This window comes from Acinetobacter sp. YH16051 (genome assembly GCF_013417135.1).
Taxonomy (GTDB): Bacteria; Pseudomonadota; Gammaproteobacteria; order Pseudomonadales; family Moraxellaceae; genus Acinetobacter; species Acinetobacter towneri.
Map to the genome: position 1 here is coordinate 64514 of NZ_VPEN01000011.1, position 14760 is coordinate 79273.

General features: G+C 41.0%; 14 protein-coding genes and 3 pseudogenes. 8 read left to right on the top strand and 9 right to left on the bottom strand.

The window, feature by feature from the left end; translation table 11 throughout:
• Window positions 1-49 precede the first annotated feature (49 nt).
• The 5 genes and pseudogenes from FTV41_RS10295 to FTV41_RS10315 form a co-directional block, all read right to left on the bottom strand.
• Window positions 50-381: pseudogene (locus tag FTV41_RS10295) on the bottom strand (transposase); the annotation flags it as partial.
• 62 nt (window positions 382-443) lie between these two features.
• Window positions 444-736, bottom strand: a pseudogene (locus FTV41_RS10300) (phospholipase D family protein); the annotation flags it as partial.
• 137 nt (window positions 737-873) lie between these two features.
• Window positions 874-2289 (bottom strand): DASS family sodium-coupled anion symporter, encoded by a 1416-nt coding sequence (locus FTV41_RS10305; protein WP_096901624.1) that lies wholly within the window; start codon window positions 2287-2289, stop codon window positions 874-876.
• Between the two features lie 176 nt (window positions 2290-2465).
• Window positions 2466-3248 carry a sulfite exporter TauE/SafE family protein gene (locus FTV41_RS10310; protein WP_004974188.1) on the bottom strand — a complete coding sequence of 261 codons (783 nt, stop codon included), beginning with the start codon at window positions 3246-3248 and terminating at the stop codon, window positions 2466-2468.
• 172 nt (window positions 3249-3420) lie between these two features.
• Window positions 3421-4152, bottom strand: coding sequence for an outer membrane protein OmpK (locus FTV41_RS10315; RefSeq protein WP_179996523.1), 732 nt, complete (start codon window positions 4150-4152; stop codon window positions 3421-3423).
• Between the two features lie 545 nt (window positions 4153-4697).
• Here FTV41_RS10315 and FTV41_RS10320 point away from each other — a divergent pair.
• From FTV41_RS10320 to FTV41_RS10345, 6 genes and pseudogenes are all read left to right on the top strand, one after another.
• Window positions 4698-5060, top strand: a complete 363-nt coding sequence (locus FTV41_RS10320; RefSeq protein WP_179996524.1) for an HPF/RaiA family ribosome-associated protein — start codon at window positions 4698-4700, stop codon at window positions 5058-5060.
• A 178-nt stretch (window positions 5061-5238) separates the two neighbouring features.
• Entirely contained in the window at window positions 5239-5781 is a 543-nt protein-coding gene (locus FTV41_RS10325) for an ankyrin repeat domain-containing protein (protein ID WP_179996525.1), read from the top strand.
• A 16-nt stretch (window positions 5782-5797) separates the two neighbouring features.
• Window positions 5798-6568, top strand: coding sequence for a transporter (locus FTV41_RS10330; RefSeq protein ID WP_167846410.1), 771 nt, complete (start codon window positions 5798-5800; stop codon window positions 6566-6568).
• Window positions 6569-6733: 165 nt separating this feature from the next.
• Window positions 6734-8566 carry a protein-disulfide reductase DsbD gene (dsbD, locus tag FTV41_RS10335; protein ID WP_179996526.1) on the top strand — a complete coding sequence of 611 codons (1833 nt, stop codon included), beginning with the start codon at window positions 6734-6736 and terminating at the stop codon, window positions 8564-8566.
• Window positions 8563-9243 (top strand): glutathione S-transferase family protein, encoded by a 681-nt coding sequence (locus FTV41_RS10340; RefSeq protein WP_131261214.1) that lies wholly within the window; start codon window positions 8563-8565, stop codon window positions 9241-9243. Before dsbD ends, FTV41_RS10340 begins: the two co-directional genes overlap by 4 nt.
• 166 nt (window positions 9244-9409) lie before the next feature.
• Window positions 9410-9973 (top strand): annotated as a pseudogene (locus FTV41_RS10345) (FMN-dependent NADH-azoreductase).
• 107 nt (window positions 9974-10080) lie between these two features.
• Here FTV41_RS10345 and FTV41_RS10350 read toward each other — a convergent pair.
• Window positions 10081-10992 (bottom strand): alpha/beta hydrolase, encoded by a 912-nt coding sequence (locus tag FTV41_RS10350; protein WP_004974206.1) that lies wholly within the window; start codon window positions 10990-10992, stop codon window positions 10081-10083.
• Window positions 10993-11146: 154 nt separating this feature from the next.
• On the opposite strand from FTV41_RS10350, the gene FTV41_RS10355 reads away from it, so the two are divergent.
• Window positions 11147-11584, top strand: coding sequence for a DUF2147 domain-containing protein (locus FTV41_RS10355; RefSeq protein ID WP_004974208.1), 438 nt, complete (start codon window positions 11147-11149; stop codon window positions 11582-11584).
• 96 nt (window positions 11585-11680) lie between these two features.
• Here the strand turns inward: FTV41_RS10355 and FTV41_RS10360 are convergent, their stop codons facing one another.
• The gene (locus FTV41_RS10360) at window positions 11681-12028 is read right to left on the bottom strand and encodes a Spx/MgsR family RNA polymerase-binding regulatory protein (protein WP_026438350.1); all 348 of its coding nucleotides are present in this window, start codon (window positions 12026-12028) and stop codon (window positions 11681-11683) included.
• Window positions 12029-12881: 853 nt separating this feature from the next.
• On the bottom strand, window positions 12882-13700 hold the full coding sequence (locus tag FTV41_RS10365) for an exodeoxyribonuclease III (protein WP_179988755.1): 819 nt from the start codon (window positions 13698-13700) through the stop codon (window positions 12882-12884).
• Window positions 13701-13739: 39 nt separating this feature from the next.
• Here FTV41_RS10365 and pyrE point away from each other — a divergent pair, with 39 nt between their 5' ends.
• The gene (pyrE, locus tag FTV41_RS10370) at window positions 13740-14390 is read left to right on the top strand and encodes an orotate phosphoribosyltransferase (RefSeq protein ID WP_096901637.1); all 651 of its coding nucleotides are present in this window, start codon (window positions 13740-13742) and stop codon (window positions 14388-14390) included.
• 73 nt (window positions 14391-14463) lie between these two features.
• Here the strand turns inward: pyrE and FTV41_RS10375 are convergent.
• Window positions 14464-14760 (bottom strand): transposase (locus FTV41_RS10375; RefSeq protein ID WP_306669875.1); only part of this gene is annotated, 297 nt, incomplete at its 5' end.

Genomic DNA, 14760 nt, shown 5'->3' on the forward strand with positions numbered 1-14760 from the left:
GTGTTTATAATTCAATATTTTCAGGCCATAAAAAATATCCACCATATTGACTGGTTTTAAATTCTGCACCTACGTCTTTGCCTTGTTGAGTGAGTGACTTTCGCTGAACAGGCCTTAAAACTTTTTTAAAAGTGCATCTTGCAAGATGTCTGACTTTAGCCGCTCATCAGCATACATGCGTTTTAAACGGGCATTTTCAGCCTCAAGTTCTTTAAGCCGCGTCATCATTGAAAGATCCATGCCGCCATATTTGGACTTCCACTTGTAGAATGTAGCAGAGCTCATACCATGTTCGCGGCACAAGTTCGGTATGGGTGTTCCTGCTTCAGCTTGCTTCAAGATACTCATGATCAAGCTGTCTGAATACTTAGATGTTTTCATAGAAAATCTCCTTAAATCAAGGTTATTCGATTTTCTACTTTTAAACTCAATTATTTTTAGGGGGGATTACCATACATTCAGATTCATTGAGATAGCATTTAGCATGTAAGTTTTTACAAAAACTGAGCCGAACAAAATCAAGTTTTTGCATCTATTTTATTTCATCAGGATGTAAATCGCTTTTTCCATAAACGATTCGAATATCAATTTTGAGTCGATCTTTATCTTCAAGTAATTCTTTAATACGGTCATTTAAACGTAAATATGGGCTAATTAAAATTAACCTTTCTTTGGCATTTTTTATCAGTTCTTCTAAGAAAAAATTGGTCGCGCTCGTATTTAAAAACTTAGCCATTTAACCCTCCTCATCGTGTCTAAATTATTATGTTTCGAGTATAGCGAATTTACTTAGGTAATGATTTGATGATTAAAAATATTCTAAAACTGAGGCGAAAAAAATGGAGCATCTTGTGCTCCATTTTTTATTGATCCTTAACTAAAGAACCAATATACAAATAATGAAATAATAAATACGCACATGACGTTCAACACCATGCCCACACTCATCATTTCACTTTGTTTAATTTGACCTGTACCAAATACAATCGCATTTGGTGGCGTTGCCACAGGTAACATAAAGGCACACGATGCACCAATACCAATAATCACCACTAAAATTTCTTTTGGAATACCCATTTGGTCTGCAATTGCAGCAAATACAGGAACCAATAACGCAGCAGACGCTGTATTACTGGTAAATTCAGTTAAGAAAATAATGAAGATGGTCACCGCAAAAATCACTACCAATGGCGAAGTATCACCAAAGGTATTGGCAAGGGTTTGACCCAATACCAAAGATGCGCCTGAATCTTTTAAGATCGCACTGAGGGTTAAACCACCACCGAACAGTAATAACACGCCCCAATCGGTATTTTCAGCTACTTGCTTCCAAGATGCAGTACCTAGCATGACTACCAAACATGCAGCAGCTAATGCAGTCCATGTATCGGGTTGGCTAATGCCGAAGGTTTCGCTAAGTTTTTTACCAAAAATCCACGCCACTGCAGTACATACGAATAAAATCATCGTTGCAACACGGGTTTTGGTCCAAGGAATCACTTCAGTTTCAAAATGAATTTTTTGATTTAAATTTGGACGCAATACCAAATATAAGCTGACCAACATCGCTGGTAGCAAAATCAGCATCATTGGTAAACCAATTTTCATCCAGTCAGCAAAGTCATAGTCTAATGCTTTGGCTGCAATAGCGTTTGGTGGCGAACCCACCAACGTACCCAAACCACCTAAACTGGCAGAGTAGGCAATCCCCAATAAAATGAAAACGAAGGTTTTACGCTCTTTGGTGGCATCGAGGTGTGATAACAAACCTAGTGCCAACGGTAACATCATCGCCGCCGTGGCTGTGTTGGAAATCCACATCGACAACGCAGCAGTGACGATAAAAATAGATAAAACCGAAATCCCCAAGTGACCGCCCGACATGGAAATAATCCACATCGCAATTTTACGATCCAGTTTCTGAATGTGCAGCGCAGTTGCTAAAGCAAAACCACCAAAGAACAGGAAAATAACAGGATCGGCAAAAGTCGCCAATGCCTTGCTGGTGCTAATTGGCTCAAGCACTTTGCTGGCATTTTCAACAGGCATGCCCAAAATTACGGCAAGCACCGGCACCAAAAGTGCGGTAATGGTAATGTGTACAGCTTCGGTGAGCCATAAAATACCAATAAAAAGCAACAGACTTAGACCCTTATTTGCATTTTCATCATAGGGCAAGACATTGTATAAACCGAAAGAGAGCAGGGCTGCAATTGCAACAATCACCCAGGTCTTGATCAGTTCTTTTCGCTTAATATTGGCTGGCACTTCTATATGGTTATTTTCCATAGAAGTTCACTCCGTCAAAAGGAATTAAAAGAAAAGAGGGAAGATTGGTCGATGCAAACGACCGAAGCAGTCTGAATAGACTGTTTTTTAAGCTGGTCTTAATTATAGGTGTAAATAATTATTTAAGCCAAAAAAAATCTAAATAATTTTCCATTTGTTATGTTTATTGGTCTGATTTATATCAATAAAGCAGGTGATGTTTGGATGATGAATAATCCTTGAGCAATCGCGTAAAGTGCCATAAAACCCAATAACGTAAATACAATCTGCTTAAATAATGTCTGGGAAATTTGTTTACGAATCAGACTGCCGATATACACCATCAGCATAGAGATGATGCAAATCAGGGCTAAAACTTTTAATTGTATGTGGCTAAACTGTTGAATTACTGGATATAAAACTGCCAATTGAATGAGTTTGGAAATAATAAAGTTTAAGTTGCTAATCACCACAATATCGGTTTTGCTGTGTTGAGTGCTGAGTAAATACATCATTAGAAATGGTGCCATGGCATTGGTCGCACCACCAATCACACCTGCCAGCAAACCAAAAATCAGCATATTTTTGAGTGAGGCAGAAATTTGCAAAGGACGTTGTCGAAATTGATCGGCCACGTACAATAAAATCAGTACGCCCATTGCCAATTTTAAATAACCTTCGTTCAGAATGAGCAGCAAACTGACGCCCAAATAGCTGCCAATCAGCGCACTGAAGATTAAACCCCAATATTTTTTGCAGTAGCCATATAAACTGCTGAATATAGATTGTGTGGCATCGCCCCGCAGCATGTAGATATTGAGAAGCAAACAGGGAATCAGAACCAAAGCAACCGCAGTACTGAGTGGATATAACATCGCCACCGCAGCCGTACTGAGCATAGGAAAACCAAAACCGCTCATGCCATGCAAAATTGCAGCAATCGCACAAAACAGCAGAATAATGAAATCGGTTTTTTGCATGTGGGCTTCACAGTGCTTTTTATTTGAAATTTAACTCAATGTAGCGGAGTTTTGCGCTAAGTACAAATGGGTTGCATGGTTATGAGCAAAGCATATTTATTGGAAACTATTTTAATGACCAATAAAAAAGCAAGACCGAAGTCTTGCTTTTTTGAACAGAGAAAAATACAGCTTAGAAATGGTATTTGACCAATGCGCTGACATCGTTTTGATCTACGCCTTTAATACCAAACTTGTTGTTCCAAACAGAGTGTTCGATACCCACGTATAATTTGGTTTTAGGTGAAATGTGTTTGCCCACATTCCATTTATATTGAGAAGTCCAGTTTAATTCGCTGGCATGGTCATCTTCTGCAGTAGACCAGTCTAGGAAGGCATCAGCCAAGAACTCTTCTGAACCAATTTTAAATGGTACAGCATAAGTGATGGTCATTTGATAATCATCTTTAGTGAGATCGTTGTCTGCTTTGTAGAAATTTACATTTGCATATTGCGTATATGGAATGTCTAAAGCAAAACCAATACCGTATAAAAAGTTATTGAATTCAGGATTAGCACCGTGTCCAGCATTATGTTCCCAAGTAGTTGCAATGAGAACATCTTTCACTGGGCCAAAAGATAAGTTTTGACCTGTAGTTTCACCCAAGCTTAAACGTGGCGCTAATTCAAAATAGGTTGAGTCATCATCATTGCCATCCCATTGTTGGTCAACGAAGAAGAACACATCAGAATATTTGAGTTTAGCTGCATATTCAGCAGTAAGAGTCGTACGATCTTCTGTACCTAATTTATAGTTTTCACCATAAAGAGCAGTCAGGCTAGAATCTTTCCAAATCGGTGCAGCTTGCGTAAAAGTTGCAGCAGTGGAGATTGCGCACAGCGCAGCAATATGTGTAAGTTTCATAAAAATAGACCCCAATAAAAGCGTTTCAAGGATACAGATTCTTTAGCAAAAATAAAGCAAAATTCGATTATTGACGGGTCATTTTGGGGTGTTTTCTATCAGCTTTTGGGTTGAATGCTTTTTAAACGATTTAAAACCAATGGTTAAAATGTAAAGGTGAATATTGCAGGTGTGACTAAACCCTTTAAAAGCATCAAGTTTCTCATTGGCAATAGATTGAACAACGTAGTGCTATCCAAATTGATCGCTTATTGAGCATCTAAGCTGAAATTGGTGATAAAAGGGTTATTCTTTTGCTCCTTTTTTATAAATATTGCTTGCATATTTTTCAGATAGGCCCGATATTCAAGGTATAGGGACACGGTTCTGCAGAATTAAAAGTGTTCATCATTCACGTAGGAGGAAGTGATTCCAAACTAAGTTGAAGATGTACTTTATGCTGTAAAAACAGCACATTATAAACACGCCAAAACATATATATAAAATTATGTGTAAGATTTTGGCACAACAAGATTCAGAAATAACGAACGCAAGAGGATGAAATCATGAACATTGAAATCCGTACCGATAAAAACATTCAAAACAGTGATCGATTAATTAGTTACGTTCGTGAAGAACTGAATAATGAATTCCAACGCCACAGTGAGCGTATTACCCATTTTTCAGTGCATTTTAGTGATGAAAATGGTGAAAAAGGCGGTGATGACGACATTCGTTGTATGATTGAAGCACGTCCAGCAGGTTTAAAACCAGTGGTTGTGAATCATCGTGGTCACAACATTGATACTGCAATTCATGGTGCGATTGACCGTTTAAAACGCAGCCTAGAACATGCGTTTGAGAAAAATGAGAACCCTCGCGGTGCACGCCCTGAATTTGTAGATACAGATACTGGTGCTGACGAATAAGAAACATGCAGTTTAAGTACTGCAGACTTCTGGCCTCGCAAATATTGCGGGGCTTTTTTATGCCTGATAGAACTGTGCAGATGTAAATTCACGATTTGCTGACATTTATCTCATACAAATGCCGCTTTATTGGGCATAATAGTCTTAAATTGAATATTGATTGAAGAGAGCTTTCTGCATGTTAACTGCGCAACAACAAGTTTTGGTGCAAGCAATAGAAGAATTAGACCTTGCCCAAGTGCAACGCCTTTTGGCAGAGGGTTTGGATCCTAATTTTATGGATGCCGAAAAGGGGCCTGTCATTTCGGTCTGGTCTGACGGTTTATTTCAATGGTGGGAAAAAATTTGTGAAGCTTATGAGGCGGGTCAGCCATTAAGTGATCAGCAAAAACAACAAGATTTACAAGTCCATCTAGATATTTTAGAGGCCTTGATTCAAGCCAAAGTGAATTTGCATTTATGGGATGCCGAAGAAATTTACGGCCCATTGTGGGATGCGGCTTCTGCAGCATGTGTTCCTGCGGTACAGCGTTTATTAGATGAAAAAGTCGATCCGAACAGCAAAGATGAAGATGGTTTAACGATTTTATCTTCAATTAGTGATTTATTGTTTGATTGTGATTTTGATGAAATTCAGTGGTCGGATGCTTTGCTAGAAGAACAGCAGACTTTAGAATTGTTGCGTCGTTATGGCGCAAAAATGAGCAAAGAATTGACCTAAGAGCAGAGATAAAAATATGTCAGTATTAAAAACAGTTGGGTTAATCGTGGCGGCAGGCATCAGCATGCAGGTGAGCGCGGCAGATTTTGAGTTTGATCGTCCTGGTGCAGGAGTGAGTACGGGTATTACACCTGTAGGGAAGTTGGCTTGGGAACAGGCTTTGCCAAGTGCAAGTTATCAAGAAAGTAACGATGCTTCGGGCGAAAAAGTTAAAACTACTCGCCTTAATGCTGACATGCTGTTACGTACAGGTTTGGCGCAAGATTTAGAGTTACAGCTGGGCTGGCAAGGGCCTGCATGGAGCAAAAGCAAAACTGCAGGTCAATCGGTTGAAGATGATGGTTTGGGTGATGTCAGCATTGGTTTAAAACAAGCCATTGACTTAAATGATGACAAACTTTCTATGGCCGTGTTGTTGCAAGCGCTAATTGCCACAGGCAATGATGGCTTTAGCGAAGAAGATGATATTTATAGCTTGGGTACGGCAGTCAGCTATCAATACAGTGAGCTGTTAAAAACAGGCATCAACATGCGTTACGATGTACAAAATAGCGATTGGGCGGTTACAGCAATTCCCAATATTCAGTATCGTTTAAGCGATCAATGGTCAGGTTTTTCAGAATTGGTCTATCGTAAAGCAGAAAGTCAGGACAATGAATATGGCTTAACTTCGGGGGTGATTTACGCACTGAATGAACGCACTCAGCTGGATGCCAGTGTCGGTGTAGATTTAGACGGTGCAGATAAAAGTTACCATGCAGGTTTAGGTATGGCGTTCTTGTTCTAAGCCATTTAAACCATTTAAAGCTTTAAAATACGTTGTATGTTGCAGCAGGCTAAACTCATCAAGCTTGCTGCAGATTCGTTTTCATCCTAATAAAGTTCATGCCGAGGCGAGCAGAACATGAAGCAGTCCTTATTTCAGACCTTTTGGCAAGTTGCTGTTGATCTAATGGCTGATATTTTACGTTATGTGGCGCAGGGCTTATCTTGTCTGCTCGCAAGTCTACTTTTATTGTGTTCGCTAAGCCTACACGCAGAAGCACCTTTACTCCCACCCGAACAAGCCTTTCAGTTTAGCGTTGAATCGGTCAATCCCCAACAAGCCGAACTGCGCTGGAACATGCCTGAACAGTATTATTTGTATCAGCATCAATTTAAGGTTGAGCATGGACAGCAAATACTGGCTTTAGAGTTGCCTCCCGCAGAAGATGTTTATGATGAAAACTATGGACATACTCAGGTTTATTATCAACAAGTCAGTTTTAAAATTCCCACGCAGGCTGCACAGCGCTATCAAGTGAGCTGGCAAGGTTGTGCGCAAGATCGACTTTGTTATCCACCACAGCGCATTGAATTTCAGACAGACAGCACTGGTTTGGTGATTTTAGACAATCAAAGCGCAGCACAAAAAAATCTGTGGGGTGGACACAGTAACCCAACCCAGAATGTGTTTTCGACAACACCTGCCAACTCCACGCTAGCATCCTCAACAAGTGTTGCGACAGCGCAACCCATCACTGCACAAGATCAAATGTGGTCAGAAAAACTGGCACAGAGTTCATTTGCTTATGGCTTGCTACTGTTTTTTGGTTTAGGGGTTTTATTGGCCTTTACTCCATGTTCTTTGCCGATGTTGCCCATTTTGACCTCCTTGTTGGTGCGTGAACATAAAGGTGTCAAAGCGTGGACGATTGCACTGGTCTTTGTCTGTAGCATGGCAATGGTCTATGCCATATTGGGTTTAATTGCGTCATCCGCAGGTTTGAATTTTCAGCGCTGGTTGCAGCAACCTGCGACTTTAATTGCCTTTAGCCTGTTATTTGTGCTGTTTGCCTTAAATCTGTTTGGACTGTTTGAAATCAAGTTGCCGCGTGCTTGGGTCAATCGACTAGATCAGGCACAATCCATGCAAAAAGGCGGTAATTTGGCAGGTGCTGCACTCATGGGCATGTTGTCGGCACTTTTAGTTGGCCCATGTATGACTGCACCACTGGCAGGGGCGTTATTGTTTATTTCACAAACCCAAAGTCAGATGCAGGGGGCGTTGCTGTTATTTACGCTCGGTTTTGGTATGGGTACGCCGTTATTATTGGCCAGTGTGCTTGGGGCAAAAGCTTTACCACGCGCAGGTTTGTGGATGCATCAAGTCAAAGTGCTGTTTGCCTTTATTATGTTGGCATTGGCGTTGTATTTTATTCGTCCTTTATTGGGTGAAGCATGGATGCAATGGCTTAGTTTGGCACTTGGACTGGGTTTTGTCGGCTATGTGCTGCATCGTTTGAGCGGCTATCATGGTGTGCTGCGGGCGATTTATCTGAGTGCGTTATTGGTGGTGGTGCCGTATCTGATTTATAACCAATATCAACACAGCCAGCGTTTTTGGCAGCAGGAAAACGATGCGGTTTTAGAATGGCACCGTGCAACGACTGCAACGGAATTACAACAGTTACTTGCCCAAGCTCCGAAAAATCAGCGCATGATTATAGATGTCTATGCCGATTGGTGTGTGGCGTGCCGTCCGATTGAACAGCAGGTATTGACATCCTCCACCGTGAAACAGGCACTTGCAGAATTTTATTTAATTAAACTCGATTTAAGCCATTACGATGCCAGTCATCAAGCCTTGTTGAATCAATGGGAAATTTTAGGGCCACCTACCTTTTTATTTTTGGATGCACAACAACAAGAAATTCGCAGTCTGCGTTTAACAGGTGCATTTAACGAGAGCACTTTGTTAAATCAACTGCAGCAACTTCAAACCACACAGGAGTCATCGCCATGATGCAGCTGTATATTGCCAATAAAAATTATTCGAGCTGGTCGATGCGCCCGTGGTTGGTACTGAAGGCGTTTGACTTGGCTTTTGAAGAAATACAACTGAACTTTCCCTGCGAGCGTGGCGAGGGCGATTTTAAACAACGTGTCCTAGAAATTAACCCCAATGGTAAAGTGCCTGCCTTGTTAGATCAGGGCATGTTGATTTGGGATTCTCTCGCCATTTGTGAATACTTGGCAGAGCAATATCCTGAACAGGCACTTTGGCCGCGTGATGTACAGCAACGCGCTTGGGCGCGTAGCATCAGCGCAGAAATGCACAGTGGTTTTACCGATTTACGCAGTTTATGTGGCATGAATATTCGCGCCAATTTAGCAGAAGTGGGTACAAAATTATGGCAAGAACATTCGGGTTTAAGGCAGGATGTGGCACGCATTGAACACATATGGTCGGCACGTCCTGCAGCAGATGGTTTCTTGTGTGGTGAATTTAGCATTGCCGATGCGTTTTATGCTCCTGTGGTGACGCGTTTTATGACTTATGCCTTGCCTGTAAGTGCCAACAGCCAACACTATATGCAGCGGGTGATGCAGCATCCTGCTATGCGCGCTTGGGTACACGCCGCATCACAAGAAGCAATGTGGGTCAATTATTTAGAGCCTTATCAAAAACCAGCAAAATGACTTGGAAAAAGCAGGATTAGGAAAAATACTGCGGAAGTTTTTGTGCGGTAAAGTGGTCTTTTTTGTTCCAAAAATAAAACATAGTGTCTTAGTTTTCCCAATTATTCTATTTACGCTGCACGATTAAAATAGCGTTATTAAATGAATACAAGATTGGAACATCCCCATGAAAATTTTACACATCGACTCGAGTATTTTAGGTGAAAACTCAGTTTCACGTCAGTTAAGCCAAGCGATTGTGCAACAATTGACTGCAAAAAATAGCAATGCACAGGTCGATTATTTAGATTTGGCATAACAGCCGATTCCGCACTTAACTGCCGAAATTTTAATGGGACAAGATGCAGAACAAGCGGCTTTAGGTGAAAAAATCATCCAGCAATATATTGATGCCGATGTCGTGGTGGTGGGTGCAGCCATGTATAACTTTGGTTTGACTTCAACCTTAAAAGCATGGATTGACCGCATTAGCGTGGCGGGAAGAACCTTTAAATATACCGAGCAAGGGCCTGTAGGTTTGGCGGGTGAGAAAAAAGCCTATATCGCCAGCAGCCGTGGCGGTGTGTATGGTGATAATAGCCCTGCTGATTTTCAGGAAGATTTCTTGAAAACCATCTTCAACTTTACAGGGGTGAATGATGTAGAAATTATTCGCGCTGAAGGGGTGAGTATGTCGGAATTTAAAGACCAAGCTGTTGCCAATGCGATGCAAAAAATTCAGGCGATTTAACCCACTATTTCAATAAAAAAAGCTCAGTGCCTTGAGGGTGCTGAGCTTTTTTTATATAGATGGATCGGCTAAAAGGGTTGGTTAGCAAAGCCTTGTTATGGTTGAACTTAGCTCTGATCTTGCCGATGTGCAAACTCTGCTAAATCTGCCAATGCACGTTTGGCTTCTTCAAACCACGGTGAAAACATTTGAAAATTGTGCCACATACCCGTGTAGAGTTTGTAATGCACTTCTACGCCTGCCTGTTCGGCTTTTTCTTTAAAACGTGTTGCATCATCCAGCAAAATTTCTTTAGAGCCAATTTGTACTAAAACTGGTGGTAATTCGTGTAAATCATCAAACAATGGCGAAATTTGCGGGTCTGCCCGATCAAGTTCAGGCGGTACATAGTAATCAATGCCTGTTTCCAGCGTTTCAATTGACAGCAGGGCATCATGCTTGCTGTTATAACGCAAGGATTCACTGGTGAGGGTTAAATCTAAAAATGGTGACAGCAGCATTAAGCCACTCACTTGCGGCAATTGCTCATCACGTATTTTTAAAGCTAGCGCCAACGCTAAATTTGCACCGCAAGAATCTCCTGACAAAATAATATCTTTGGCGTGTATACCTTGCGCCAACAGACTTTGATAGACATCAAACACGGCTTCCAAAGCATGTGGAAAAGGATGCTCAGGTGCAAGCGGATAATCGACATGAATCACTTGCATTTGGGTGCGTGCCGCAACTTGACTCAAAAATGCTCGATGGGTATTTAACGAACCCAGAAAAAAAGCCCCGCCATGAATATGAAAAATGAGCTGTGTTGCAGCATTCTGTGGTTTTAATTCTTCGGCATGCAGACCTGCTAAACGCAGCGCGCGTACCTGCACCGACTTTTGCATGGGAAATAAACGGCACATTTGTTCTAGTGCAAAACGTACAGAATTGGGGGGTAAATTAAATTGGCTTGGTTTGCGAATGGTGGTTTTTAAAAACTGCTCTGTAATAATTTGTTTCCACATGGGGTTAATCTTCATGATTTTTCCATCTTGTTCTTTATTTGATCGGATATTTGTGTATTTACCAACATAATTTACAAGGGTACACTAAACGGTCACATTCAAAAATTGCAAATTTGTTGTGACTTTTTAATAATAAAGTTGTCTGATAGTAGACCAGGGAAACAAAACAATGAAAAAAATTGCACTTGCATTCGGGCTGTTAGGTTTAAGCGCTTTGGCCAATGCTGCAGATCCGCTTAACGGCACAGTTTGGAAAACAATTGACGACAAAACCAAACAACCCAAAGCCACGGTAAGATTTACTGAGCAAAAAAATGGAACTTTAACCGCAAGCATTCAGTCAATTTTAACGCCTGGTGAAGAAAATGCCTGTACAAAATGTGAAGGTCCGTATCACAACAAATCACTCAAAGGTTTGACCATTGTTCGCGGTCTGAAAAATACAGGCGGCACGAGCTACGATGGTGGTTCAATTCTTGACCCGCAAACAGGTAAAACCTACAAGCTAAAAGGTAAACTTGCCGATGGTGGTAAGAAACTGGAATTGCGTGGTTTCATTGGTGTAGCGGCATTGGGTCGTAACCAAACATGGATTCGTGCGAACTAAGCATGTATTCCACCTGTGCAGTTGAAATCATATTGCACAGGATATAAAAAAACCTGCTCCATGTGAGCAGGTTTTTTTATTGGTATTTTTTTAAACTTAACCTAAAGCACGATAAGCCGCTTCATCAAAACCCGCAATAAAGCCTGATTCAGTTTTTAAGACAGGACGTTTAATTAAACTGGTGTGAGTGCAAAGTGCTTCAATTAAGTTGGCTTCACTGGCCAAAGCAGCTTGCTGTTCTGCTTCGCTGAGTTTGCGCCAAGTGGTGCCTTTTTTATTCAGTACTACATCTTGCCCAAGCGCATCTAACCAACTTTTGACAGTGTCGGCATCGATCCCTTGTTTTTTATAATCGTGAAACTCATAACTTAGCCCCAATTCATTGAGTAAATCGAAGGCTTTTTTCATTGAATTGCAGTTCTTAATCCCATAAATTTTTAACATATTTTTTTCACGTTAATATCATCAAACTGGCTATAGCCTAGCCCAAAACAGCGCTAAGTGCTAGAAACTTGCAGTGAACAATGATTGGCTGTTTAAATGGTATGTGTCATCAATACGTCATACCGATGTCACCAAATTGACACTTGATCGCTCTAAAATGGGACGCATAAACAGAAAAAAATGAAAAACTTGATAAGAACAGACTCTAGTGAAAATAAAAAATACAGTGAAGAACAACAGTAATAGCGCAAAACAGAAAATAAGATGATAAAAAGAGAAAACCCGCATTTAATCATCCTGATTATGCGGGTCTCATTTTAACGTCCATTGTTACATCCTTGAAACTAACCAAAACCAGTTAGTTTACTTTCCATCCTTCGGCTTCCAATCCTTTTGTGTCATCCTGACTGTCCCTTTGCCGTGATGCAATAATGCGCTGAATCGACTTGAAGATAAATACACAAAGTCGACAGATTATGTGCGAATTGAACCTCAGTTGAGTGAACAATTGTTCACTCGTGTAGGCTGTGAAATTTGTGTGAATAAGGGACTATTGACAATTCGTCTATGTTTGCGACGACGCATATTTTTAGCTGATATAAGGCATGGGACAGGAAATTTAGCCATTCTAAATGACTGGCACATAACGCAATAGCAGCAAAAAAATATGCTCGTCCTTCGCTGCGCCTTGCGCTGCAAACAAAGCAGTGCTTGTTTTTGCTCAGGCTGTGGCTAAAACTTTCTCAGATTGCGTTATGAAACTTGGCAATAGACCCACTATTCCCTGCGTTTCACGCCTGATCTGCTCAGTTTTAGCCTACAGCGCAAACCATTTATGAAATGTCAATAGACCCTAAATCTTATAATCAATAATCACGGGAGCATGGTCACTAAACCATTCGTCTTTATACACCCAAGCATTGACAGTGCGTGCTTTCCAGTCGGGTGAGCAAGCATGATAATCAATCCGCCAACCAACGTTCTTGGCACGGGCTTGCCCGCGATTTGACCACCAAGAATACAGCTCCGCTTCATGGCGCACTTCACGGAAGGTATCGACATAGCCCAAATCATTGTAAATATGATCTAACCATGCACGTTCATGCGGCAAACAACCTGAAGACTTTTGGTTGCCCGACCAGTTTTTAATATCAATGCGCTTATGCACGATGTTGTAATCGCCACAGACAATGATCGATTTATTGTCTTCACGCCACTGTTTTAGAATTTTTTGATACTCTTCTAAAAAGTGATCTTTCCGCATTTGGGCTTCTTCACCTGAAGAGCCAGAAGGCAAATACAGTGAACAGATGTAAATTGGGTGATCCAGTCCTACATCAAATTCAGCACTGATAAAGCGACCCTGAGAATCGGCCAATTCAAAGCCTAAACCATTTTGCACAGAAACAAACGGCAAACGGCTATAAATAGCTGTCCCTGCGTAGCCTGCGCGTTCTGCAGGGAAAAGATGCGTGTGCCAGCCTTCTGGCTTAAATTTATCGGTCCATTGGGCGTGTGTGATGCGGCTTTCCTGCATGCAAATCACGTCTGCTTCAGACTTTTCCAACCATTCGAGTAAGCCTTTGCTTACCGATGAACGCAACCCATTGACGTTAATTGAAACCACTCGAAGAATTTTTTGATCACTCGGATAGCTACTCTTTGGTATCATGCTCAGGTCTTACCTCAATGTATTAATTTGGAGCACCTCATGACATCGCCAGCTCAATTTAACCCGCAAGCTTTTATCGAACTCGCCTTATCACGTGGTGTGCTTAAATTTGGTGAGTTTACTTTAAAATCGGGTCGTGTGAGTCCTTATTTTTTTAACGCAGGTTTGTTGAATGATGGCGAAGCTTTATCGCTATTGGCTTCGGGCTATGCAGATCAACTCATGCAATGCAAAAATGTAGATGTTATTTTCGGGCCTGCCTATAAAGGTATTCCATTTGTGGCAGCTACAGCAGTGGCTTTATCGCAAAATCATGGCGTAAGTGTGCCGTGGGGGTTTAACCGTAAAGAAGCCAAAGATCATGGCGAAGGCGGTGTGTTGGTGGGTGCTGCGGTTGAGGGCAAAAAAGTTTGGATTATTGATGATGTGATTACTGCGGGTACGGCTATTCGTGAAGTGGTGACTATTTTGAAAAATGCAGGCGCACAAATTGCGGGCGTATTGGTGGCTTTAGACCGTCAAGAAAAAGGTCAGGGCGATTTGTCTGCTATTCAGGAAGTGCAAAAAGAGTTGGAAATTCCTGTGCATGCTTTAATTACCATGAAAGATTTAATGAATTATTTGGATGCTAAAGGTGAAAAAGATGCCTTGGCGAAAATGGAAGCGTACCGTGTGAAGTATGGGATTTAAGTTGTTTTGGAGAAGGAAGCGAGAGCTTCCTTTTCGCTTTTATTCAGTTTGATTTTTAATAATATAACCCCAGTTACGGATAAGCCAAAGATTTAATCACATGAATTTTAGGCTTATTCTTTTGGCAAAGTTGATACGCACATAGTGAAGAAAATACGCTTGCTAAAAAACCAGCAATCGAACGATGTTTACTCGTAACTAAGTGATATTTTTCTTTCAATAATCCTATCAATGTTTCAATTCTTTTACGTTGTCGTAGATGAAATTCATCAGAAAATGGCAATAAGGTCACTCTCATATTTTTTCTTGGATAAGTAATTAAATCAATGCCTTGCTCTTTAAGTGTTTCTTTCAATGGTTGGCTAATGTA

Coding starts and splice junctions, on each gene's coding strand:
- FTV41_RS10310 (WP_004974188.1), bottom strand. CDS start 3,248: ATGCAAAAAACCGATTTCATTATTCTGCTGTTTTGTGCGATTGCTGCA.
- FTV41_RS10330 (WP_167846410.1), top strand. CDS start 5,798: ATGTCAGTATTAAAAACAGTTGGGTTAATCGTGGCGGCAGGCATCAGC.
- FTV41_RS10320 (WP_179996524.1), top strand. CDS start 4,698: ATGAACATTGAAATCCGTACCGATAAAAACATTCAAAACAGTGATCGA.
- FTV41_RS10360 (WP_026438350.1), bottom strand. CDS start 12,028: ATGTTAAAAATTTATGGGATTAAGAACTGCAATTCAATGAAAAAAGCC.
- FTV41_RS10355 (WP_004974208.1), top strand. CDS start 11,147: ATGAAAAAAATTGCACTTGCATTCGGGCTGTTAGGTTTAAGCGCTTTG.
- dsbD (WP_179996526.1), top strand. CDS start 6,734: ATGGCTGATATTTTACGTTATGTGGCGCAGGGCTTATCTTGTCTGCTC.
- FTV41_RS10365 (WP_179988755.1), bottom strand. CDS start 13,700: ATGATACCAAAGAGTAGCTATCCGAGTGATCAAAAAATTCTTCGAGTG.
- pyrE (WP_096901637.1), top strand. CDS start 13,740: ATGACATCGCCAGCTCAATTTAACCCGCAAGCTTTTATCGAACTCGCC.
- FTV41_RS10325 (WP_179996525.1), top strand. CDS start 5,239: ATGTTAACTGCGCAACAACAAGTTTTGGTGCAAGCAATAGAAGAATTA.
- FTV41_RS10340 (WP_131261214.1), top strand. CDS start 8,563: ATGATGCAGCTGTATATTGCCAATAAAAATTATTCGAGCTGGTCGATG.
- FTV41_RS10350 (WP_004974206.1), bottom strand. CDS start 10,992: ATGAAGATTAACCCCATGTGGAAACAAATTATTACAGAGCAGTTTTTA.
- FTV41_RS10305 (WP_096901624.1), bottom strand. CDS start 2,289: ATGGAAAATAACCATATAGAAGTGCCAGCCAATATTAAGCGAAAAGAA.
- FTV41_RS10315 (WP_179996523.1), bottom strand. CDS start 4,152: ATGAAACTTACACATATTGCTGCGCTGTGCGCAATCTCCACTGCTGCA.